Origin of the sequence: Brevibacterium sp. ZH18, from assembly GCF_022748595.1 — a bacterium.
In the GTDB taxonomy this organism is placed as follows: domain Bacteria; phylum Actinomycetota; class Actinomycetes; order Actinomycetales; family Brevibacteriaceae; genus Brevibacterium.
On sequence record NZ_JALDSX010000006.1, the window covers coordinates 60,668 to 82,839 of the forward strand.

The 22,172-nt window shown below is 64.3% G+C and carries 22 protein-coding genes and 1 pseudogene; 14 read left to right on the forward strand and 9 right to left on the reverse strand.

The features are described 5' to 3' along the window. Positions 1–5: 5 nt before the first annotated feature. From MPN20_RS03940 to MPN20_RS03955, 4 genes and pseudogenes are all read right to left on the reverse strand, one after another. Positions 6–311: a hypothetical protein gene (locus MPN20_RS03940; RefSeq protein WP_242779750.1), complete on the reverse strand. Its 306-nt coding sequence runs from the start codon at positions 309–311 to the stop codon at positions 6–8. A gap of 17 nt (positions 312–328) precedes the next feature. Then, positions 329–2,034 (reverse strand): annotated as a pseudogene (locus tag MPN20_RS03945) (sodium:solute symporter family protein). Positions 2,035–2,337: 303 nt separating this feature from the next. Next, positions 2,338–3,102 carry a DeoR/GlpR family DNA-binding transcription regulator gene (locus tag MPN20_RS03950; protein WP_242779752.1) on the reverse strand — a complete coding sequence of 255 codons (765 nt, stop codon included), beginning with the start codon at positions 3,100–3,102 and terminating at the stop codon, positions 2,338–2,340. 58 nt (positions 3,103–3,160) lie between these two features. After that, positions 3,161–3,877 carry an IclR family transcriptional regulator gene (locus tag MPN20_RS03955; protein WP_167950660.1) on the reverse strand — a complete coding sequence of 239 codons (717 nt, stop codon included), beginning with the start codon at positions 3,875–3,877 and terminating at the stop codon, positions 3,161–3,163. Between the two features lie 174 nt (positions 3,878–4,051). Here MPN20_RS03955 and leuC point away from each other — a divergent pair, with 174 nt between their 5' ends. The 7 genes from leuC (at position 4,052) to MPN20_RS03990 (ending at position 11,183) form a co-directional block, all read left to right on the forward strand. Next, positions 4,052–5,542, forward strand: a complete 1,491-nt coding sequence (gene leuC, locus MPN20_RS03960) for a 3-isopropylmalate dehydratase large subunit (RefSeq protein WP_242779754.1) — start codon at positions 4,052–4,054, stop codon at positions 5,540–5,542. Positions 5,543–5,554: 12 nt separating this feature from the next. Then, a complete protein-coding gene (gene leuD, locus MPN20_RS03965; RefSeq protein WP_242779756.1) occupies positions 5,555–6,154 on the forward strand; it encodes a 3-isopropylmalate dehydratase small subunit in 600 nt (199 codons plus the stop codon). 148 nt (positions 6,155–6,302) lie between these two features. Further along, positions 6,303–7,619 (forward strand): UDP-N-acetylglucosamine 1-carboxyvinyltransferase, encoded by a 1,317-nt coding sequence (murA, locus tag MPN20_RS03970; protein WP_242779758.1) that lies wholly within the window; start codon positions 6,303–6,305, stop codon positions 7,617–7,619. Further along, positions 7,616–8,356: a lysophospholipid acyltransferase family protein gene (locus MPN20_RS03975; protein ID WP_242779760.1), complete on the forward strand. Its 741-nt coding sequence runs from the start codon at positions 7,616–7,618 to the stop codon at positions 8,354–8,356. Before murA ends, MPN20_RS03975 begins: the two co-directional genes overlap by 4 nt. After that, entirely contained in the window at positions 8,353–9,366 is a 1,014-nt protein-coding gene (locus MPN20_RS03980) for an NAD(P)H-dependent glycerol-3-phosphate dehydrogenase (protein ID WP_242779762.1), read from the forward strand. The genes MPN20_RS03975 and MPN20_RS03980 overlap by 4 nt, the downstream gene beginning before the upstream one ends. A 97-nt stretch (positions 9,367–9,463) precedes the next feature. Further along, entirely contained in the window at positions 9,464–9,997 is a 534-nt protein-coding gene (locus MPN20_RS03985) for a YbhB/YbcL family Raf kinase inhibitor-like protein (RefSeq protein ID WP_242779764.1), read from the forward strand. Between the two features lie 70 nt (positions 9,998–10,067). Next, the gene (locus MPN20_RS03990; RefSeq protein ID WP_242779766.1) at positions 10,068–11,183 is read left to right on the forward strand and encodes a D-alanine--D-alanine ligase family protein; all 1,116 of its coding nucleotides are present in this window, start codon (positions 10,068–10,070) and stop codon (positions 11,181–11,183) included. A 111-nt stretch (positions 11,184–11,294) separates the two neighbouring features. Here MPN20_RS03990 and MPN20_RS03995 read toward each other — a convergent pair whose 3' ends face one another. Next, positions 11,295–11,801: a DUF3515 domain-containing protein gene (locus tag MPN20_RS03995; RefSeq protein WP_242779768.1), complete on the reverse strand. Its 507-nt coding sequence runs from the start codon at positions 11,799–11,801 to the stop codon at positions 11,295–11,297. A 32-nt stretch (positions 11,802–11,833) separates the two neighbouring features. On the opposite strand from MPN20_RS03995, the gene MPN20_RS04000 reads away from it, so the two are divergent. Genes MPN20_RS04000 through MPN20_RS04020 form a run of 5 tightly spaced genes read left to right on the forward strand, consistent with a single transcriptional unit; the run spans position 11,834 to position 17,580 of the window. Continuing rightward, positions 11,834–12,931, forward strand: a complete 1,098-nt coding sequence (locus tag MPN20_RS04000) for a thiamine-phosphate kinase (protein ID WP_242779770.1) — start codon at positions 11,834–11,836, stop codon at positions 12,929–12,931. Between the two features lies 1 nt (position 12,932). Continuing rightward, positions 12,933–14,516: a DAK2 domain-containing protein gene (locus MPN20_RS04005; protein WP_242779772.1), complete on the forward strand. Its 1,584-nt coding sequence runs from the start codon at positions 12,933–12,935 to the stop codon at positions 14,514–14,516. Beyond that, the gene (locus tag MPN20_RS04010; protein ID WP_242779773.1) at positions 14,513–16,657 is read left to right on the forward strand and encodes an ATP-dependent DNA helicase RecG; all 2,145 of its coding nucleotides are present in this window, start codon (positions 14,513–14,515) and stop codon (positions 16,655–16,657) included. Before MPN20_RS04005 ends, MPN20_RS04010 begins: the two co-directional genes overlap by 4 nt. 12 nt (positions 16,658–16,669) lie before the next feature. Next, positions 16,670–17,311 carry a 16S rRNA (guanine(966)-N(2))-methyltransferase RsmD gene (rsmD, locus tag MPN20_RS04015; protein ID WP_242779775.1) on the forward strand — a complete coding sequence of 214 codons (642 nt, stop codon included), beginning with the start codon at positions 16,670–16,672 and terminating at the stop codon, positions 17,309–17,311. After that, positions 17,308–17,580, forward strand: a complete 273-nt coding sequence (locus MPN20_RS04020; protein ID WP_242779777.1) for a hypothetical protein — start codon at positions 17,308–17,310, stop codon at positions 17,578–17,580. Before rsmD ends, MPN20_RS04020 begins: the two co-directional genes overlap by 4 nt. Positions 17,581–17,639: 59 nt before the next feature. Here MPN20_RS04020 and ehuA read toward each other — a convergent pair whose 3' ends face one another. Genes ehuA through ehuB form a run of 4 tightly spaced genes read right to left on the reverse strand, consistent with a single transcriptional unit; the run spans position 17,640 to position 20,807 of the window. Next, complete coding sequence (gene ehuA, locus MPN20_RS04025) at positions 17,640–18,455, reverse strand: ectoine/hydroxyectoine ABC transporter ATP-binding protein EhuA (protein ID WP_278189638.1); 816 nt, start codon at positions 18,453–18,455, stop codon at positions 17,640–17,642. Further along, a complete protein-coding gene (ehuD, locus tag MPN20_RS04030) occupies positions 18,442–19,101 on the reverse strand; it encodes an ectoine/hydroxyectoine ABC transporter permease subunit EhuD (RefSeq protein ID WP_242779779.1) in 660 nt (219 codons plus the stop codon). The genes ehuA and ehuD overlap by 14 nt, the downstream gene beginning before the upstream one ends. Continuing rightward, positions 19,098–19,901, reverse strand: a complete 804-nt coding sequence (gene ehuC / locus MPN20_RS04035) for an ectoine/hydroxyectoine ABC transporter permease subunit EhuC (protein ID WP_242779781.1) — start codon at positions 19,899–19,901, stop codon at positions 19,098–19,100. The genes ehuD and ehuC overlap by 4 nt, the downstream gene beginning before the upstream one ends. A gap of 24 nt (positions 19,902–19,925) precedes the next feature. Further along, a complete protein-coding gene (gene ehuB, locus MPN20_RS04040) occupies positions 19,926–20,807 on the reverse strand; it encodes an ectoine/hydroxyectoine ABC transporter substrate-binding protein EhuB (RefSeq protein WP_242779783.1) in 882 nt (293 codons plus the stop codon). 115 nt (positions 20,808–20,922) lie between these two features. Between ehuB and MPN20_RS04045 the strand changes: the two genes are divergently transcribed. Then, positions 20,923–21,684, forward strand: a complete 762-nt coding sequence (locus tag MPN20_RS04045; RefSeq protein ID WP_242779784.1) for a GntR family transcriptional regulator — start codon at positions 20,923–20,925, stop codon at positions 21,682–21,684. After that, complete coding sequence (coaD, locus tag MPN20_RS04050; protein ID WP_242779786.1) at positions 21,681–22,169, forward strand: pantetheine-phosphate adenylyltransferase; 489 nt, start codon at positions 21,681–21,683, stop codon at positions 22,167–22,169. Before MPN20_RS04045 ends, coaD begins: the two co-directional genes overlap by 4 nt. Positions 22,170–22,172 lie beyond the last annotated feature (3 nt).

Here is a 22,172-nt window from a genome sequence, read left to right on the forward strand (position 1 = left end):
ATGCCCTAGTCGCGGGTCTCGCTGGTTCCGCCGGGTCCCTCGCCCATCTCATGACCCTCGCCCGTCTCATTGTCGATGATGTGGATCGGGCGCAGCCAGGCCCAGACGAGGAAGATGATCGCGGCGAGGACAAGACCGATTCCGGTCCAGAGGTTGGCATCGATTCCTCCAGTCTGCTCCGCCTCATCGGCGCTGTAGCCGACAAGACCGACGATCACGAGGATGATCCCGAAGATCCCCAGCAGCACTCCGATGACGTTGCGGATGTCGAATGCACCCGCAGTCTTGGTCAATTCGTTCGATTTGCTCATTGTTCTCACTTGCTCTCTTACCCGAAGGTCACGTTGAGGATGATGACGAGGATCAGGGCGAGACCGGCGATGGGCACCGGGCGCTTCCAGATCGGTGGCTTCGTTTCGTTCGGGTCTTCGAAGTCGGCCTTAGGCGTCTCCGAATAGACAAGTCCTCGTAGTTCGTGGTCGGGTTTCGGTGCGGTCCTGAAGGTGACGATCACCGAGAGAATGATGTCGACGATGAAGGCCGTGCTGGCGGCGAGGAACGCCGCGCCCTGCCCGGGCAGATCGAAGACCCCGATCTCGCTGAGGACGAAGACTGCGACGGCCGAAAGGGTGCCGCCAGCCAAGCCGGCCCAGCCCGCAGTCGGGCTCATGCGCTTCCAGAACATGCCGAGGATGAACGTGGCGAACAGCGGTGCATTGAAGAAGCCGAACAGCGTCTGCAGGTAGTCCGTGAGGTTGGAGAAGTTGCCGGCGATGAGGGCGGTGAAGATCGCAACTACACAGGCGCCGATAGTCGCGTAGCGTCCGACCTTGAGGTAGTAGCTGTCCTCGCGGTCCTTGACCACGTACTGCTGCCACAGGTCATAGCTGAAGACCGTGTTGAAGGCGGAGATGTTGGCGGCCATTCCGGCCATGAACGCGGCGAACAGGCCGGCGATTGCGATGCCGAGGAGTCCGTTGGGCAGTACCTCACGCATGAGCAGCAGGAGTGCATCGTTGTAGGTCACGCCCGTCTGCGCCTGGGCGGCAGCTTCGCCCGCGGAGTTCGAGATTTGTTTGAACTGCGTCATCTGAGTCACAAGGACCGCAGAGATCATGCCGGGGATGATCACGATGAATGGGATGAGCATTTTCGGGAAGGCGCCGAGGATCGGAGTCAGGCGTGCAGCGTTGATGCTCTTGGACGCCATGGCCCGTTGGACCTCGACGAAGTTCGTCGTCCAATAGCCGAAGGAGAGCACGAAGCCGAGTCCGAAGACGATTCCGACCACTGAGAGGACAGGGTTGGAGAACCCGGAGAGCTGTTCGCCTGGCCAGCTGCTCAGCTGCTCAGCTGCTCGGCGCCGAGCATTCCGTCGTTGCTCACTTTCTCCACCAGCCCGTCCCAGCCGCCTACGCGGTTGAGGCCGATGATCGTCAGCGGAAGCAGGGCTGCGACGATGACGAAGAACTGAAGCACCTCGTTGTAGATCGCGGCAGTGAGCCCGCCGAGCGTGATGTAGGACAGGACGATAGCCGCAGCAGCGACCAGGGCGACCCAGAGCGGCCAGCCGAGGAGGCGATTGACGATCGTACCGAGGAGGAAGAGGTTGACGCCGGCGATGAGGATCTGCGCCACGGCGAATGACAGCGCATTGACGAGGTGGGCACCAGTGCCGAAGCGCCGTCGCATGAACTCCGGAACCGACCGGACCTTCGAGCCGTAGTAGAAGGGCATCATGACGACGCCGAGGAAGAGCATTGCCGGAACGGCGCCGATCCAGAAATAGTGCATCGTCGGCATACCGTATTGGGCGCCAGTGGCCGACATGCCCATGATCTCCACGGCACCGAGGTTCGCCGAGACGAAGGCCAGGGCCGTCACCCAGGCCGGAAGGCTGCGGCCGGAGAGGAGGAACTCGATGCTCGAGGAGATGCCGCGCTTGGCGAACCAGCCGATTCCGAGGACGAAAATGAAGTAGATCGCGATGAGCAGATAGTCGATCCACTGCGCGTCCAGACGGATGTCTTCCACGGTTCCTCCAACGTCTTCGGTGAACGGCTCCTTGTGATGAAAGCCACCTCAAACGGACACTCTAGAGGACGATTCGGCTGATCGCCGGTGAACGAACCTGAAAAGTTTTGATCGTTTATGATCGATCCTCGAGGGATCTCTGTGATCGTGCGGGCACAGGGCGCGACACGCCGACGGCACGTGGATTTGTGTGACACTCGATCGTCATTGGATCGTAAGCAGAATTCGTTCAGGGCCGAGCGGAGGACCGTGCGGAGGGCCGAACGTAGGGCCGTGCGGAGGGCCGAACGTAGGGCCCGACGTTCAGGCTGAGATGACCTCGACGTCGACCCCGGCCGTGCGCAGTGCCGTCAGCTCGGACTCGTCGCTGGCCGAATCGGTGATGAGGTGATGGATCTCGTCGGTGGGCACCGTGAGCACGGAGGAGCGCAGTCCGACCTTCGTGTGGTCGACGAGCGCCATGACCCGCTCAGCGCCGGCGGCCATCGCTCGGTCTGTGTCGGCCACAGGGAAAGCGGGAGTGGAGAGGCCGAAGTCCGCAGCCAGTCCATTGCCTGAGAGGAAGACGGTGTCCGCTCTCAGTCCGAGGAGCTGGGAGACGGTGCTGCCGCCGACGAACGCGCGGATCGAATGCCGCAGGATCCCTCCGACGACGATGACTTCGATGTCGGGGGAGGAGACCATCGCCTCGGCGACGAGGAGGGAGTTGGTGACGACCCTCAGCCCCGATCGCCCCGCGAGCTCCTTGGCCAGAAGCTCCGTCGTGGTGCCCGGGCCGAGGGCGACGACATCGCCGTTGCGCACGTGCTTGGCGGCCGCGCGCGCAATCGCTGATTTCTCCGGCAGCGCCTGTTCGAGCTTCTCGGCATAGCTTGACTCGCGGGCGCTCGAATATGCCACGGCACCGCCGTGGGTGCGGGTCAGCCGCCCCTCGTCGGCAAGCTGGTCGAGGTCGCGGCGAATCGTGACTGCGGACGTGTCCAGCAGCTCTGAGAGCGCGGAGATGGAGACTGCGCCGTCGCGTTCGATCGTCTCGACGATCACATTGCGTCTCTGTGCAGCGATCATGGAGTCATCCTACGCAGGTGAACGGAGAAGTCGGACGAGAAAAGGCGATGTGCACGCCTCAGCCCCGGATGAGCGCCTCGGTCAGAGTGCGGGCGGCGTCGATGACCGACTTCGCATGCAGCCGACCCGGCTGGCGGGTGAGACGGTCAACAGGGCCGGAAATCGACACAGCGGCCACGACGCGATTGCTCGGCCCGCGGACGGGGGCCGACACCGAGGCGACACCGCGTTCACGTTCGGCGATCGACTGGGCCCAGCCTCGGCGGCGGACTCCGGAGAGCATGGTCGCGGAGAAACGGGCACCGCGCAGTCCGGTGTGCAGACGGTCGGGCTCCTCCCAAGCCAAGAGGACCTGGGCGGCGGATCCGGCGCGCATGCTCAAGGTGGCACCGATCGGCACCGAGTCGCGCAGACCGACGGGGCGTTCGGCGGCGGCCACGCACAGGCGCAGGTCGCCCTGGCGGCGGAAGAGCTGAGCGGACTCACCGGTCTGGTCGCGCAGTTGACCAAGAACCGGTCCTGCGGCGGCGAGCAGGCGGTCCTCACCGGCTGCCGATGACAGCTCGGCGAGGCGGGGCCCGAGGACGAAGCGACCCTGCAGATCGCGGCCGACGATACGATGGAATTCGAGCGCGACGGCCAGGCGGTGCGCAGTGGGGCGAGCTAGTCCGGTCAGTGAGACCAGTTCGGCGAGTGAGGCTGGTCCGGCCTCGAGCGCGGAGAGAACCATTGCGGCCTTGTCGATGACCCCGACGCCGCTACCATTGCTTGTCATAGACTCTATTGTGCGTGTCTCAGTGGGCGAGATGCAAGTTCGAAATGCGATACGGGCGAGTAAATTTCCAATACGCGCTCGTTCAGTGCGCACTTCGATTGTCACAGACGCCCGAACACCGGTCGTCGAGCAGTACAGCAAGGACAGGAAACCCCTGTACCGGCGGGAGGAATCATGCCACGCACTTTGGCCGAGAAGGTCTGGGCCGATCACGTCGTATCCCTGGGTGAAGACGGTGCCCCCGACCTCATCTACATCGACCTCCACCTCGTCCACGAGGTCACGAGTCCGCAGGCATTCGACGGACTCCGACTTGCCGGGCGCCCTGTGCGCCGCCCCGACCTGACGATCGCCACGGAGGACCACAACACTCCGACCTGGGACATCGACAAGCCGATCGCCGAACCCACCTCGCGCACGCAGATTGAAACTCTGCGCAAGAACACCGAGGAATTCGGGATCCGGCTGCACAGCCTCGGCGACGCTGATCAGGGCATCGTCCACGTCGTCGGTCCGCAGCTGGGCCTGACTCAGCCGGGCACCACCGTGGTCTGCGGCGACTCGCACACTTCGACCCACGGCGCCTTCGGGGCACTCGCACTGGGCATCGGCACCTCAGAGGTCGAGCACGTGCTCGCCACTCAGACGCTGAGCCTCAAAGCGTTCAAGACGATGTCGATCACCGTCGACGGTGACCTGCCGGAGGGCTCGAGCGCGAAGGACATCATCCTCGCCATCATCGCGAAGATCGGCACCGGCGGCGGACAGGGCTACGTCCTCGAATACCGCGGCTCGGCTATCCGTCAGCTGTCGATGGAAGCCCGCATGACCATCTGCAACATGTCGATCGAAGCCGGTGCCCGCGCCGGCATGGTCGCCCCCGACGAGACGACCTTCGAGTATGTCAAGGGTCGCCCGCACGCGCCCGAAGGCGAAGACTGGGACGCCGCCGTCGAATACTGGAAGACCCTCTACACCGACGAGGACGCCACCTTCGACCGTGAGGTCGTGCTCAAGGCGGAAGACATCGAGCCGTTCGTCACCTGGGGGACCAACCCGGGCCAGGGACTGCCGCTGTCGGCCTCCGTGCCCTCGCCCGACGACTTCGCCGACGAGAACGACAAGGCTTCGGCCGCCAACGCCCTGGCCTACATGGGTCTGACACCGGGCACACCGCTGCGCGAGATCGAAGTGGATACCGTCTTCCTCGGTTCCTGCACGAACTCCCGCATCGAGGATCTGCGGGCCGCCGCCGAGGTGGTCCAAGGTCGGAAGAAAGCAGAGAACGTCCGCTTCATGGTCGTTCCCGGCTCCGCGAAGGTCCGCCTGCAGGCCGAGGCCGAGGGCCTCGACGCCATCTTCAAGGACTTCGGCGGAGAGTGGCGCTTCGCCGGCTGCTCGATGTGCCTGGGCATGAACCCGGACCAGCTGGCCGACGGCGAACGCTGCGCCTCGACCTCGAACCGCAACTTCGAGGGACGGCAGGGCAAGGGCGGTCGCACCCACCTGGTGTCCCCGCTCGTGGCCGCGGCCACGGCGGTGCGCGGAACCCTGTCCTCGCCCGGCGACGTCAAGGATCTCCCGCGTGACGCGGCGCCGGCTCCCTGGCCGGAAGAACGGGCCACGTTGCCACTGACACCCACCCCCACCTCGGCGAACGCGTAAGGAGACGGCCTGATGGAAGCTTTCAGCACACATACCGGAATCGGCGTTCCGCTGCGCCGGTCGAATATCGACACCGACCAGATCATCCCCGCGAAGTTCCTCAAGCGGGTCACCCGCACAGGGTTCGAAGATGCACTGTTCTACCGGTGGCGGACGAACGACGAGTTCGTCCTCAACGACCCGGACTTCGCCCAGGGGTCGGTCCTCGTGGCCGGACCCGACTTCGGCACAGGCTCCTCGCGCGAGCACGCGGTTTGGGCGCTCAAGGACTACGGCTTCCGCGTCGTCCTCTCCTCCCGCTTCGGAGACATCTTCCGCGGCAACTCGGGCAAGGAGGGTCTGCTGGCCGCTCAGCTCGAGCAGGACGACATCGAGCTCATCTGGAAGATCCTCGAGAACCATCCGGGCACCCCGATCACCGTCGACCTCAACGAGAAGACCGTGACCTGCGACTCGATCACCGTCTCGTTCCAGATCGACGACTACACGCGGTGGCGCCTGCTCGAAGGGTTCGATGACATCAGCCTGACCCTGGCCAAGGAAGCCGACATCGCCGAGTTCGAGACCAAGCGTCCCGGATTCAAGCCGACAACTCTGCCCGCAAAGGTCTGAACCGGTCCCGAGCCGAGCACGCTCCGGGACTGAGTGAAGTCTGAGTCCGGAGAGTGTCTGCGTTAGTCTTGGACGAGTCCGGACTAGTCTCGGACATGTCCGGATCGGACAACTTCGATCGGATCGTCAGTGTGACGCAGGGAGGAACATGCTCGAAGTTCGCGGCGGAAACCCATTAGGTGGAACCGTCCAGGTCAGAGGGGCCAAGAACCTGGTTCCGAAGGCCATGGTCGCCTCATTGCTGGGAGAGACCCCATCAGTGCTGCGCGGCGTCCCCGCGATCAGGGACGTCGAGATCGTCACCGGGCTCCTCGAGCTCCACGGCGTTCGAGTCACCGCTGCTGCAGACGGTGAGCTCAGCGACGGCGAACTCCGCCTTGACCCTTCCGACATGGCACAGGGGTCGATCGTCGACATCGACGCCCACGCCGGTTCCTCGCGCATCCCGATCCTCTTCTGCGGACCGCTCCTGCACAGTCTGGGGCAGGCATTCATCCCAGACCTCGGCGGCTGCCACATCGGCGACCGTCCCATCAATTTCCACCTCGACGTGCTCCGACAGTTCGGCGCCGAGGTCGACAAGACGTCCGGGGGCATCATGCTCCAGGCATCGAAGCGCCTCCAGGGCACGAAGGTCGAACTGCCCTTCCCCTCGGTCGGTGCCACCGAGCAGGTGCTGCTGACTGCGGTCAAGGCCGAAGGCGTCACCGAGCTGCGCAACGCCGCCATCGAGCCCGAGATCATGGACCTCATCGCTCTGCTGCAGAAGATGGGCGCGATCATCACGGTCGACACCGACCGCGTGGTGCGCATCGAAGGCGTCGAATCCCTGCGCGGGTTCATCCACCGGGCCCTGCCTGACCGCAACGAGACTGCGTCATGGGCCTCTGCCGCACTGGCCACCGGCGGCGACATCTTCGTCGAAGGTGCGTCCCAGCCGGAGCTCATCACCTTCCTCAACGTCTTCCGTCGCATCGGCGGCGAGTTCGAAGTCGAAGAGACCGGGATCCGCTTCCGTCATCCCGGCGGCAGGCTCACGTCCTTCGCCCTCGAGACCGATGTCCACCCGGGCTTCATGACCGACTGGCAGCAGCCGCTCGTCGTGGCGATGACCCAGGCTGAAGGTCTGTCGATCATCCACGAGACTGTGTATGAGAACCGGTTCGGCTTCACCCATGCGTTGGGGGAGATGGGCGCGCAGATCCAGCTCTACCGTGAATGCCTCGGCGGAACCCCCTGCCGCTTCGGCCGCCGGAACTACCAGCACTCAGCTGTGGTCTCCGGGCCCACCGAGCTCACAGGCACACGCATTGATGTGCCCGATCTGCGCGGCGGCTTCAGCCACCTCATCGCGGCACTGGCCGCTCGCGGAACTAGTCAGGTCCACGGCATCGAGCTCATCAACCGCGGCTACGAGAACTTCCTCGACAAGCTCATCGGCCTCGGCGCCGAGGTTGCCGCATGAGCAACGAGGACACACTGGTCTCGTTCGAACCCTCCGACGTCCGATCGCAGCGCCGCTGGGCCTATGCCGTCTCCACGGCCGCGGCAGGCCTCTACCGACTGACGTCGAAGATCAGGACCGAGAACATCGAGAAGGTTCCGCAGACTGGCGCCATCATCGCCGCCTACCACGCGAGCCACCTCGACCCGATCCTCGTCGGACTCGCTCTGTCCCGCAATGGTCACCTGCCGCACTTCATGGCCAAGTCGTCTCTGTTCTCCGGTGCCCTGGGCGTCATCCTCAGAGCGATCGGTCAGATCCCGGTTCTGCGGTCTTCGTCGCAGGCAGGTGACTCCCTCGAATACGCGAAGGCGGCGCTGGCCAGCGGCGAATGCGTGGTCATCTACCCCGAGGGAACGCTGACGAAGGACAAAGAGCTGTGGCCGCAGCACTTCAAGACGGGTGCGGCCCGACTGGCCCTTGAGACCGAGGCTCCGATCATCCCCGTCGCCCACTGGGGGTTGCAGGAAATCTTCCCGCAAGGGTCGAAGCTCCCGAAGTTCAAGCCGCTGACGCACACCTCGGTGGTTCGCTTCGGTGATCCGATCGACTACCGGGACCTGTGGGCCCACCGCGACGAGAAGAGGTCGAAGACGATCCTCACCCACCGACTGACCGACACCATCGCCGCGATGGTCGCCGACCTCTCGGGTCGGGATCTGCCAGAGAAATTCCGGAATCAGGAGGTAGGCGAGTGAGTGTGAAGAAGACCGCAGTGCTGGGCGCGGGATCGTGGGGCACCACCTATGCCGCAGTCATCGCCGATGCCGGCTTCCCCGTCACCCTGTGGGCGCGGCGGGCCGAAGTCGCCGAAGAGATCACGAGCGCGCACACGAATGAGCGCTACCTCGGCGATCGGGTCCTTCCCGATCTGCTCACGGCCACCGATGATGACATCGCAGCCGTCACCGACGCCGAGATCATCGTCCTCGCCGTGCCCGCGCAGACCCTGCGGGACAACCTCGGCCGGTGGAAGTCGCACCTGCGTCCTGGCGTCATCCTCGTGAGCCTGATGAAGGGCATCGAGGTCGAGACCGGCAAGCGAATGTCCGAAGTCATCGCCGACGTCGCCGAGGTGAGTCCCTCCCAGATTGCGGTCGTGTCCGGACCGAACCTGGCCCGGGAGATCGCCGATCGCCAGCCCACCGCCACGGTCGTGGCTTCGGAGAACATCGATACCGCCGAGGCGGTCGCCGAGATCAGCGCGAACGGGTACTTCCGGCCCTACACGAACACCGACGTCGTCGGCGTGGAGATGGGCGGTGCGGTCAAGAACATCATTGCCCTGGCCGTGGGCATCGCGGACGGGCAGAAGCTCGGAGACAACTCGAAGGCCTCGATCATCACCCGCGGACTCGCCGAGACCTCCCGTCTGGCCTCGGTCATGGGCGCCCAGCCGCACACACTGTCGGGCCTCGCCGGCCTCGGCGACCTGGTCGCCACGTGTGCCTCCCCGCTGTCGCGCAATCGCACCTTCGGGCGCCACCTCGGCGAGGGCATGAGCCTTGACGACGTCATCGCGCACACTTCGCAGACCGCGGAAGGTGTGAAGTCCGCACCGGCCGTGCTGGCACTCGGGCGCAGGTACGACGTCGACCTGCCGATCACCGAGGCGGTCTGTGCCGTCCTCGTAGGCAAACTGCAGGTTGACGAACTCGCCGGTTTGCTGTTGTCTCGGAAGCGTAAGCACGAGGGTCCGCAGGCCTAACCGCCTCGGCGAGCTCTTAGGTGTCGGAGCCGACAATCGGTCTTCGCTGCCGACAAACGAATCGAACCACAGTGCACGACCACGACAAGGAGACGTCATGAGTGTCAACTCACCGTTCTACAACCTGTCCGACGTACCGACCTTCACTCTGACGAGCACGGACATCGACAACGGGGGTGAGCTGACCGGACCGCAGCTCTCCGGGGCGATGGGCGTCGACGGCGGCGAGGACAAGTCCCCGCAGCTGTCCTGGTCGGGCTTCCCCGAGGAGACCAAAGCCTTCGCAGTGACCTGCTTCGATCCGGACGCTCCGACAGGATCGGGCTTCTGGCACTGGGTGGTCACGGACCTCGACGCCTCGACGACGAGCCTGCCGGCCAATGCCGGTGATCCCGCGGCGGACCTGCTTCCGGCCGGTGCGCTGACTCTGCGCAACGATGCGGGCGAACCCCGCTTCGTCGGTGCCGCCCCACCACAGGGCCACGGCCCGCACCGCTACTTCTTCATCGTCACGGCCCTGGCCGAGCCGCTGGGTCTCGATGAGTCGGCCTCGCCGGCCTTCGCCGGTTTCAACATGTTCTTCAAGGGCATCGCCCGCGCCTGGCTGGAATGCACGTTCGAGCTCAAGTGAGCTAGAGTTTTCCAGTCCGTGCAAACGGTCACGCACACCCACGACCGCACGCAAACTCCCAAGGATATCTATGCCTGACACCGATCACCGGCCACTCGTCGCAGTCCTCTTCGGCGGACGCTCCAGCGAACACTCCGTCAGCTGCGTCACCGCAGCCGGGGTGATCAATGCCATCGATGACGATGCGTACCGGGTTCTGCCGATCGGCATCACGAAGACCGGCGTGTGGCGCATCGTCGACGACTGGTCGAGCATGCACTTCGATCCGGAGCACATGCCCGAAGTCGTCGACGATGGAACTGAAGTCATCCCACCGATTTCGGCTCAGGGTTCGCCCCTGCTTCACCGCGACGCCGAGGGACGCTATTCGGAACTCGGGTCCGTCGATGTCTTCTTCCCGCTGCTGCACGGTCGGTATGGTGAGGACGGCACGCTGCAGGGTCTGTTCGAACTCAGCGATACGGCGTTCGTGGGTTCCGGGGTCTTCGCCTCGGCGGCGAGCATGGACAAGCACTACACGAAGTCGCTCATGGCTCACGCGGGAATCCCGACGTGTCCGTGGGAGCTCGTGACCGAATCCATGTGGGAGACGGACCGGGCCGATGCCGAAGCGCGCATCGCGGGTCTCGGTCTGCCCGTCTTCGTCAAACCGGCGAGGGCCGGATCGTCCATGGGCGTGAGCAGGGTCGAATCCGCTGACGGACTGGATGCCGCGTTGCGCGGGGCCTTCGAGCACGACACGAAGGTCATCGTCGAGCCGCAGGTCGTCGGCCGTGAGATCGAGTGCGCCGTACTCGGGTCCGTCCACGACAGCGAAGTCCGCACCTCGTTCCCGGGCGAGATCGAGGTCTCCGGCGGGCATGCGTTCTACGACTTCGAAGCCAAGTACCTCGACCTCGCCGACGCTGAGTTGACCTGTCCTGCCAGTGTCGGCGACGAGACGACGGCACGCATCCAGGAACTCTCCGCCAAGGTCTTCCGTCTCTTCGACTGCACCGGGCTCTCCCGCGTCGACACGTTCGTCACGGAGTCCGGCGAGGTTCTCATCAACGAGATCAACACCCTGCCAGGGTTCACCCCCACCTCGGCGTATCCGTTCATGTGGGCGAACTCGGGCATCGAATACCCGGCGCTCATCTCTGAACTCATCACGATCGCACTGGTGGATCACGCCAGAACTCACTGAGAAGCACGTTCCGCCCGTCGAGCGGACCAGTTGTCATCGAGTGGACCATGTGTAACTGGTCCGCTCGACGGTAAGTGGTCCGCTCGACGACGTTTGGGCTTGAGGGTAGCTTCAGCCGCTGATGTCGTCAGCTCCGACGCACTTGGCCTCCGGTTTGATGGCGCTGAGCGCGGGAGAGATGGCGGCGAGCACGTCGTTGCCCGACTCCGCCTTGCGGTCGACGAGTACTTCGACAGCGGGTGTGCGACCGTAGCTCGTGAAGGCCCATGTGTCGTCCTCGTCCGAGGCTTTCGAGATCCAGTCGACTCCGCTGACACTCACACACTGGTCGGTCGTGGGCCCGGGAGGAGTGACTCCGCAGCGCACGACGGCGATGCTGGGATCGCCCCAGGCCTTGGTGCCCTGAGATGAGGTCTTGCGGGCCTTCTGACCCGAAACTTCGTCGGGCAGACGAAGCATGATGTTAGCACATTTGGGGTTCTGAGCATCCTTGGCCGGGTCGACGATCACGGTCCGAGCGCAGCCGGACAGGCTCACTCCTGCAAGCACTGTGACAACTGCTGCGGCGGCGAGCGTGCGCCGGATCCGAGGCGACGGGCGGTGGAGGCGAGATCTCATACAACTACCGTATCTCCCGATAACCTTGAGGCATGACCCGACTGTCCGAACTTGGCGAATCACACGTGCTCCAACGCATCCTCACTCACAATCGCAGCGGATCGCAGGTGATCATCGGACCCGGCGACGACGCAGCAGTGACCGCGGTGGAGGGTAATCTCGTGTCGACTGCCGACATGCTCGTGGAGAACGAGGACTTCACCCGCGACTGGCTCGACTGGGGTCGCCTGGGCATCAAGGCCGCGGCACAGAATCTCTCCGACGTGTGCGTGATGGGAGCGAAGCCGCATGGGTTGCTCGTGTCCTTGGCAGTGCCGGACTCCACGGAGATCGACGACCTGGAAGCTCTCTTCGCAGGTATCGTCGCCGAGGCGGCACGTGCGGGTCAGGCGCTGAGCTGCGAGGTTCCGATCATCGGTGGCGACCTCTCATCCTCGGGGCTCATCGTCGTCGCGATCACGGCTTTGGGCACCGTCGGGGGTTCTGGGGTCACGTCTGCAGGGAGCGGTGCCGCGATCACCCGCTCGGGTGCGCAGCCGGGCGACTCGATCTACCTGGCCGGGACCATCGGCCGAGCCGCAGCTGGACTCGATCTGCTCTTCTCCGGTGCGCAGGCCACGCTGCCCGTGGAACTTTCCGCACTCATCGACACCCAGCTGGCCCCGCAGCCGGACTACGGGGCAGTCCTGAACATGAGAGGGGTGTCGGCGATGATCGATGTCTCTGATGGGCTGAGCACGGACCTCGACAGAGTCGCCTCGGCGTCGGGGGTCCACGCCCGCATCGAACGGGACTGCCTGGACGAGCTCATCGAACCCCTGCTGCCCGCCGCTCGGTACCTGCTGGAACATCGTCGCGGACTGGCCGGACAGAGCGAGCAGGCCGGACAGGCCGGACAGGCCGGACAGAGCGCGGGGACCGAGTCCGACAACTCTGCGAAGGCGGTCGAAGCTCTGGCACTGACATGGGTGCTGAACGGGGGAGAGGACCACGGCTTCGTCGCGTCGTCGGCTCAGTTCGACACCCCTCCGGTAGGCTGGCGGAGAATCGGAGAGATGAGAGCTGGCAACGGGGTCAGTCTCGACGGCGCACCGGTGCCGACGAGCGGCTTCAGCCATTTCGGGAAGTGACATGAGTACCGCCAATCACGCCATTGGACTCAATGGACGCCTGGCCGCCAGATGGGCCCGCCGGGCGGTCGATCGACTGCGCAGAGAACGCGAGGAGATCGACGAGCTCAACGTCTTTCCCGTCCCTGACGGCGACACCGGCACGAACATGTACCACACGCTGCGCAGCGCCTATCTGGCCGTCGAGGACCTCACCGGTCCCGTGACTCTGCCCCAGGTCGTGGCCGCCCTCGCCGACGGCGCTGGACGCGGTGCCCGAGGCAACTCCGGACTCATCCTCGCCGTCGCCCTCCAGGGCGTCGCCGATGCCCTCGACGGGGTCACCGTGGCGACGCCAGAGGCCATGGCTGCCGCGCTCGAACTCGCCTCCGCCCGGGCCCGCCAAGCGGTTGCCCGGCCCGTCGACGGCACGATGCTCACGGTCCTCGACGCGATGGCCACCGAGGCCCGGGAACAGGTCGAGGACGGTGCCGACCTCATCGATCTCATCACCGCAGTGCGGATGCGCTCGCGCTCGGCCCTGCGGGAGACGACCGGCCAGCTCCACGTGCTGCACGAGGCCCAGGTCGTCGACGCAGGATCGACCGGGATCGTCGAACTCTTCGACCTCCTCTACGCGACCGTGACCGGCAGGACCCCGCAGGATTCGATGCTCGGTGAAGTCTCCCGAGCCCCGAAGATCACGCATCAGGCCCGCGCCGAGGAACTTGAGATCGTCGCGCTCCTCGCCTCCGCCCCGGACTCCACCCTCGCCGAGGCGCTCGACGGCGTGGGCGGCATATCGATCGTCATCAACGGGGCCAAGGTCCACGTCCACGTGCCTGACGAAACGGTGGCAACGACCGTTCTCGACCGCCTCGGCGAATATGGCATCGTCCGCCTCGACATGGAGGACCTACGCCTGCACGAGGAAGAGGGGGAGACCCGTCTTGTCGCTCTCGTTCAGGGCACTGGACTGCTCATGCACTGCGCCCTCAACGGCGCCAGCGCCCTGAGTCCGGATCACGATGAGGTGCTTCGGGTCCTCGACGATCTCATCGCCGATGAGGAACGCGAGGTCATCGTCGTGCCCAGCTCGTCGACGGTGCTCAAATCGCTGCCGACGCGCGGCGGTGCGCAGGTGGTGCGTTCGCGCAACGTCGCAACTCTGCTCTCGGCCCTGGCAGTCTACGATCCCTTCGCCCCTGCTGACGAGATCTTCGCGGATATGACCGAGGCGGCGGCGGGCACCCGTGTGGGCACCATCGTGTCCGCCGAACAGCTCGAGCTCAACCCGCCCACGGGCGTGATGCCGATCATCGACGACGAGATGGTCGCTCGTGCACACCCGTCCCAGTTCTACCGCGTCTTCATCGAAGGCAAGGTGAAGACTCAGAGCACCGAGCTGACGACCCTGGTCGAGAAGCTCGCCGATCGCCTGCTGGGTGCGGGGGGAGAGCTCCTGACCGTCGTTCACGGTCCCGGCTGCGCTCCTGATGTGCTCTCGCACCTGCGGGACTGGATCCGCAAGTCCCACGCCCATGTGCGTTTCCAGGACATCGACTCGAGGGACCGGGCGACGCTGCTCATCATGGGAGTCGAATGAGCGCGCGCCTCGACGACTACTTCACCGCCCGGGACCGAGGGGCCCTGAAGAAGCGGGGGATCACCTCGGTGGGCGATCTGTTCCGGTTCTTCCCCCGTCGCTTCCTCGTCCCCGGGGAGAAGACGCCCTTGGGTGGACTGCCGCTGGGTGAGACTGCGATCCTGCAGGCTGAGGTCATCTCGGTCGACACCCGGCGCATGCAGAGACGGCGCGGGACCATCACCGACGTCATCGTCCATGACGGGCAGCAGTCGATGAAGATCGCCTTCTTCAATCAGAAGTGGCTGGACAGTCAGCTGCTGCCCGGACTTACTGTCGTATTCGCGGGCAAGGTCGAGGAGTACCGAGGGCAGCTGACACTGAACTCACCAACGTGGCTCAACCGCGACGAACACGATGTGAAATGGACCCCGGAGGATCTCAACTCCCCGTTCCCCGTCTACCCGCGGGTCAAAGGCATCGCGCAGGCACGGCTGTGGAAGGCCATCAAAATCCTCCTCGATGTGGCAGACCCTGAAGAGTTCGAAGATCCGCTGCCGAAGGTCATGCGCGAGAACCTCGACCTGCCCGATCTGCGCACCGCATTCGACGACATGCACCGACCTCGTACGGCTGCCGCGACGGAGAAAGCCAAGCAGCGGTGGAAATGGGAAGAGGCGCTCGCCCTGCAGGCGGAGTTCGTCTCCCGCAAAGCCGACTACGCGAAGCTGGAGGCGACACCCCTGCTCAACGTCGGTGCGAAGGCTCTGCGCTTTGACGAGAACCTGCCGTTCACTCTGACGTCGTCCCAGGTCACTGCCGGTGAGGAGATCTCTTCTGACCTCGGCCAGAAGACCGCGATGCACCGCCTCCTCCACGGCGACGTGGGCTCCGGAAAGACCGTTGTCGCCCTACGGGCGATGCTCACTGCCGTCGACTCGAAGGCGCAGGCGGCGATGCTGGCGCCCACTGAAGTCCTCGCATCTCAGCACTTCGCATCGATCGAGCGGCTCCTCGGCGAACAGATGGCGCTGAGTCCGCTGCTTTCGGATGAGAGTCAGGTCCGGGTGGCGCTGCTGACCGGGTCGATGCCGGCCAGGGAACGCAGACAGCTGGCCCTCGACCTGGCCACGGGTCAGATCGACATCGTCGTGGGCACCCATGCGCTGATGTCGGACTCGACGATGTTCGACAACCTCGGCCTCATCGTCGTCGACGAGCAGCACCGCTTCGGCGTTGAGCAGCGCGAGGCTCTGCGTGCGAAGGCCGGAACGAAGGTGCCGCACACCCTTGTCATGTCGGCTACGCCGATCCCGCGCACAGTGGCGATGACCGTCTTCGCCGACCTGGATGTCTCGACGCTCGACGATATGCCGGCGGGCACGAAGGACATTACGACTCACGCCGTGTCCTTGGCCGACCACCCGCAGTGGTTGGCGCGTGTCCATGAGCTGCTGGCACAGACTGCCGGTCGCGGCGAGGGCGGCTTCGTCGTTGCTCCGCGTATCGAATCGAGTGATATCGAGGATGCGGAGACGGAGAAGGTCGAACACCATCTTGGGGTCATCGACCTCAAGGAGAGGATGGAGAACGCTTCCGAGCTGGCAGGACTGACGTTCGGTCTGCTGCACGGAAAGCTCTCGACGCTCGAGAAGGACCGGGCGATGCGGGAGTTCGTCTCCGGCGACATCGACGTGCTCGTGGCCACAACCGTCATCGAGGTCGGCGTCGATGTTCCGCGAGCAACCATGATGATCATCCACGACGCCGATCGCTTCGGCGTTGCCCAGCTGCATCAGCTGCGCGGGCGCATCGGCCGTGACGGCAGACAGGCAATCTGCTTCCTGCTCAGCGGGCGTCCGGAGGTCGATGAGAGCTTCGACCGGCTGCGTGCGGTCGCTGAGACCCTCGACGGTTTCGTCCTCGCCGAATACGATCTCGACAATCGCGGCGAAGGCGACGTGCTCGGAGCCTCACAGTGGGGTGGATCGTCATTGCGCCATCTGTCTGTGCTTCGGGATGCCGCCATCGTCGAGGCCGCCAGGGCCTATGCGGAGAAGATCGTGTCCGTCGATCCGGAACTCAGCTCGATTCCGGCCCTTCGCGCCTTCATCAACCGTGTGCTGCCGGCGGAATCCGCGCACTTCATCGAGGCGAGCTGAGGAAGACAGGCTATGAGGATCATCGCAGGAGCACACAAGGGATCGCGGCTCGTCACGCCGAGCGGAGCGAATACTCGACCAACCTCGGACAGGGTCAAGGAATCACTGTTCTCCATGCTCGAAGGGTATGGGGTCATCAAAGCGGCCAATGTGCTCGACCTCTTCGCCGGCTCCGGCGGACTCGGCTTCGAAGCGATGTCCAGAGGCGCCGCCGAGGTGGATTTCGTCGACTCCGCAGGCACGTCGGCTCGTGCGATCGAGTCGAATGCGGAGAAGCTGGGCATTGACCATTCGACGAGGATCCACACGGCTGACGTCGTGGCGTACCTCGCCGGTCAGCGCGCCGGTGGAGTGCACGAGAGCTTCGACGAGGGCCGGATCTTCGATCTCGTCTTCATGGATCCGCCCTATCCGCTGGGGGAGGACGCTGTCACCCAGATCTTGGGGAAGCTCACCGGGTTCCTCGACCTCGAATCGATCGTCGTCGTCGAACGGTCGGCCCGGACTCCTGAGCCCACAATGCCTGCCGGTCTCGAAGTCTTCCGCTCGAAGACCTTCGGTGAGACGGCGGTCTACTTCATCCAGCTCGAAGGCGAGTCTGACGAGCCCGACAAGCTTGACGAGCCGGACAAGTCTGACACCGCCACGACGTGACTCGGCAGAGACCTGCGAAGAAGCGCTGGTACCGCACACCGTGGCTGTTCGCGGTGTGCGGAGTGGGGCTCCTGCTGCTGTGGCTAGTCCTCCGCTGGCTGGTGAACTCGCAGTCAGGTGATGCCGGCAGCCATACCGCAGACCTGCCGCAGCGGTCCGACGTCTGGTGGGCCGGCCCAGAAGACATCATCTTCTGGGTGGCCATGGTGCTCATCGCGATCGCTGTGATCGTTCGGGTCTGGCGACTCGTGCGCCGCATTCGACGCTGAGGGCCAGATGCTGAGGGCCAGACGCTGAGGCTCAGACGCTGAGGCTCAGCCCCCGAAGCTCAGAGCACGCTCGAGAGGAACGACTTCGTCCGCTCGTGCTGCGGGTTGTTGAAGATCTGGTCTGGCGGACCTTCCTCGAGCACCTGACCTCCGTCGAACATCATGACCCGGTGCGAGACATCGCGAGCGAACTGCATCTCGTGGGTGACCAGAAGCATGGTGATGTCGGTCGTCTCGGCAATGTCGCGCAGGACTCCGAGGACGTCCCCGACGAGTTCGGGGTCGAGCGCGGAGGTCACCTCGTCGAGGAGGAGGATTTCGGGACTCATCGCCAGCGCACGGGCGATCGCCACGCGCTGCTGCTGACCGCCGGAGAGCCTGGAGGGATGCTCATCGGCCTTCTCTGCAAGTCCGACCTTCTCCAGCAACGACTTCGCCTCAGCCACGGCATCGCTCTTGGACCTGCCGAGCACATGGATGGGCGCCTCGATGATGTTCTCGAGCACCGTCATGTTAGGGAACAGATTGAACTGCTGGAAGACCATGCCGATCCGGGTCGTCATGGCCCGGGTCGTCTTCGAGGGCAGTTCGACGCGCTTCCCGTTCTTCTCCGTATGCGTCAGCGGTTTGCCGTCGACGAAGATGTAGCCGCCGGTCAGCTCCTCCAAGGTCATGACCAGACGCAGGATCGTCGTCTTGCCGGAACCGCTGGGACCGATGAGGGTCACGCGCTCGCCAGGGGCCACAGAGAAGTTGAGGTCCTTGAGGACTGTGGTCTTCCCGAAGGACTTCTCCACGTCCTTGAACTCGATCGCCGGTGTCGCCGAGGTCGACGGAGTCGAGGACGTCGCTGGGGTGTTCTCAGTAGGTGGCAAGGCGCTTGTCCAATCGTTGGATGAGCAGGGATGTCGGGTAGCTGGCGGCGAGGAAGATGATGCCCGCCAGGGTGAAGGCTTCCGTGTAGGCGAACGTGGAACCGCCGAACTGCTTCGCCGAGGTGACGAGTTCGACGACCGAGATCGCGAACAGGAACGGGGTGTCCTTGAACATCGCCACGGCGTAGTTGCCCAATGACGGGATCGTGGCGCGCAGGGCCTGCGGGAGCACGACGGCGGTGAAGGTCCGCACCGGCGGCAGCGACAGAGCCGTCGCGGCCTCATGCTGGCCTGGCGGCACCGAGTCGATGCCCGCACGGTAGCTTTCGGACATGTACGTCGAATAATGGATTCCGATGACGATGCAGCCGACAGCCAGAGCCGGAATATTCACCAGCCCGGGGATGTCCGAGAACGCGAAGTAGACGAACAGCAGCTGCACGATCAGCGGCGTATTGCGGATGAAGGCGACCAGCAATCGCACCAGCCAGTTGATCCAGCGGGGCAGGGTGCGGATCGCCACAGCGATGAGGAGGCCCAGAATCGCGGCGATGATGGTGCCGACGACGGTGGCGATGAGCGTATTGACGAATCCACGGAGGAGGATCGGCAATGCCTCGGCGGCGAATTCCCAGTTCCAGATCACAGGCCACCTCCTTGACCGGCAGGACCTAGCTTGGAGGCCCCATCGTTGGCAGCAGCACGGGATTTGAGACGATCTAGGCGAAGTTCCTCGCGAGCGTCGCGTCGGGCATCACGTCGATCGGACCGGGAATTCGGGCGTCTGCGTCCGAGCCGTCTGGTGGCTTGGCGTTCGAGAAGGTTCATGAGCTCCTGGATCAGCCACGCCATGACGAAGTAGATGACGAGACCGACGGTGAATGCGAAGACGGTGTCGCCCGTTGACTGGCGCAGCTGTTGGATCTTGTCGGTGAGGTCGCTGAGCGTGATGAAGAAGACCACGGCCGTGCCCTTGAGGAGCTGGATGAGCAGGGTTGCCAGCGACGGGATCATCAGTGCCCAGGCCTGGGGGAAGATGACGCGGATCATGCGCCGGGTCGGGGAGAGGCTGAGCGCGATCGCCGCCTCCCACTGGCCGGGGTTGACGGTCTTGATCGACGAGCGGACCACCTCGGCGGAATACGCCCCGTAGTTGAGTGCCAGGGCTCCGATGCCGCACATCAGCGGGTCGAGGTCGACGCCGAGGAGGGGAAGGACGTAGAAGAGCCAGAACAGCTGCACGAGCAGGGATGTCCCGCGGAAGAACTCGACGATGATCCTGGCAGGGATGCGCAGCCAGGCATGAGGAGAGGTCATTGCGAGTCCGAGGATGACCGCAATGATGATGGTGCCGATCGAGCCCGCGATGGTGAGGATGAGCGTTGTCTGAATTCCCTCCCACAGCTGTGGGAGGAAATTCAGCAACGTTGTGAAATTGTCAGTCATGATCTGAAGTGCTCAGATCCCAGATCAGGACTTGGCTGTGGGAAGTTCGCCCTTGCACAGCTGATCGGTTGTGATCTCACCGTCGGGACGCTCTTCCTTCGTGAAGCCGAAGTCGCCGACGACATCGAGGTATTTCTTCTCATCGGTGACGATCTCGTCGAGCTTCTCATTCCACTTGTCCCGAAGATCCGTGTCATCGGTGCGGAAGACCGTGGCTCCGGCGCCGATCTGCGGGACTCCGTCGATGTCCTGGACGAAGGATTCGCTGACCTCGACTCCGGCGTCCTTGTTGTTCTGTGCCATCCAGTTGAGCGAGATGCCTGTCAGGGCGAAGACGTCAGCGCGGCCCGTGGTCACGGCGTCCATGCCGTCCTGGGGAGTGCCGACTTCCTGGGTCTTGATGCCCAGAGACTTCGCATAGTCCGACTCGACTGCTCCCGTCATGGTCGCGAGCTTGACGCCCTTCTTCTTGACGTCATCGAGGTTCTTCATGCCGTCCTGCTTGCCCTTCTTGGTCAGCAGGGCAGTGGTGTACATGAACTCGGGGTTGCCGAAGGCAGCCTGTTCACACCGATCAGGGAGGATGGACATGCCCGCTGAGATTGCACCGAAGCGATCGGCGTTGAGGCCGGGGATCAGCGAACCGAACTCGGTGTTGACGCCTTCGACGTCGTCGACGCCGAGTTCTTTGAAGACTGCTTTGGCCATGGCGACAGATGCTCCTTGGAGCTCGCCGTCCTTCTCGAAGCTGTACGGTGCCTCACCGGCGAAGCCGACGGTGATCTTGCCGTCGTCGATAGCCTTCTGGAGTGTGCTCTTATCGGAATCGCTTCCTCCGCAGGCGCCCAAGGTGAGCGTCAGAGCGATGATCGAGGTCGCGGCGGCAAGCCCCTTGATGGTTTTCATGGCTGTCCCTTTCGTTGAACGTCGACACATCTCCGTGACGTGCGTCTCAAGAACACTATTCAATACTTTTGTTGTCCGGATGTCACATTGTCAGACAACGTTATATGATCGTAATATGACCCAACCGCCGACCTCAGAGCTCCCTGTCCTGCGCAAGGTAGTGCGCTCGTCGACGATCGACCTCATCGCCGACCAGATTCGAAACGCGATCTACAGTGGCTCCCTGTCCCCAGGGCAGTCGATCAACGAGGTCCGCACGGCAGAGCTCCTCGTCGTCTCCCGACCCTCACTGCGGGAGGCTCTGCAGCGCCTCGTCAGTGAAGGGGTGATGACCCATGCGCCCGGCCGTGGTGTCTGGGTCAAGCGGATGAAGCCGGCCGACATCGGCGATGTCTATGCAGTCCGCGAGGCGATCGAGGTGCAGGCCGTGAAGATAGTCATCCGGTCAAAGAAGCCCACCGCGGGCATCCTGCAGGCACTCGACCGGCTCGAGCACGCCATCGAGGGCAACACCGCCCGACTCATCGGCGACGCGGACCTCGACTTCCATCATTCGATCGTCGCGTGCTCGGGCTCGGTTCGGCTCACCGACCTGATGAAGGTCTCGATGGTCCACACTCGGCTGCTGTCCCTGTCCGATCCGCGCGGCTATGAGGTCCGCTGCGACCTCATCGAGACCCACCGGGAACTCGCCGAGGCGGTCGCTGCCGGAGATGAGGCCGCTTCACTCGACATCGTGGGCAGAGTGATGGCCGGTGCCGCCGCACGTCTGCGCAATCCTGCCGCCGAACCCGATGCGGTCGTGGTCAAGGCCGACGATCGTGACGCACCCATCGACGATCAGTGGTCGGCGCTGCGGGATACGATGAAGCCATGAAGGTTGTCTGCCCCGGTTCCTATGACCCGATCACCATGGGTCATCTCGATGTCATCGCGCGCAGCGCGCGGCTGTTCGACGAAGTCGTCGTCGCCGTCGTCCACAATCCCTCGAAATCGGGTCGCTTCGACCCCGAGGCGCGTGCCGATCTGATCCGGCGTTCCCTGGCCGACGATGACCGGACCCGAGGGGCCGAGAACGTCACGATCGACCTCGTTCCCGGCGGCCTCCTCGTCGACTACTGCAGCAAGGTCGGCGCCCCGGCAGTGGTCAAGGGGCTGCGCTCGGGCACGGACTTCGCTTACGAACTGCCGATGGCGCTGATGAACAAGCATCTGAGCGAACTAGAGACGATCTTCGTGCCGGGCAATCCGGAATTCGAGCACGTCTCCTCCTCACTGATCAAGGAAGTCCACGCCGGTGGCGGCAACATCGAAGGACTGGTGCCGGCGGCCGTGCTCGAGGCACTGAACGCCGCTCACTGACGC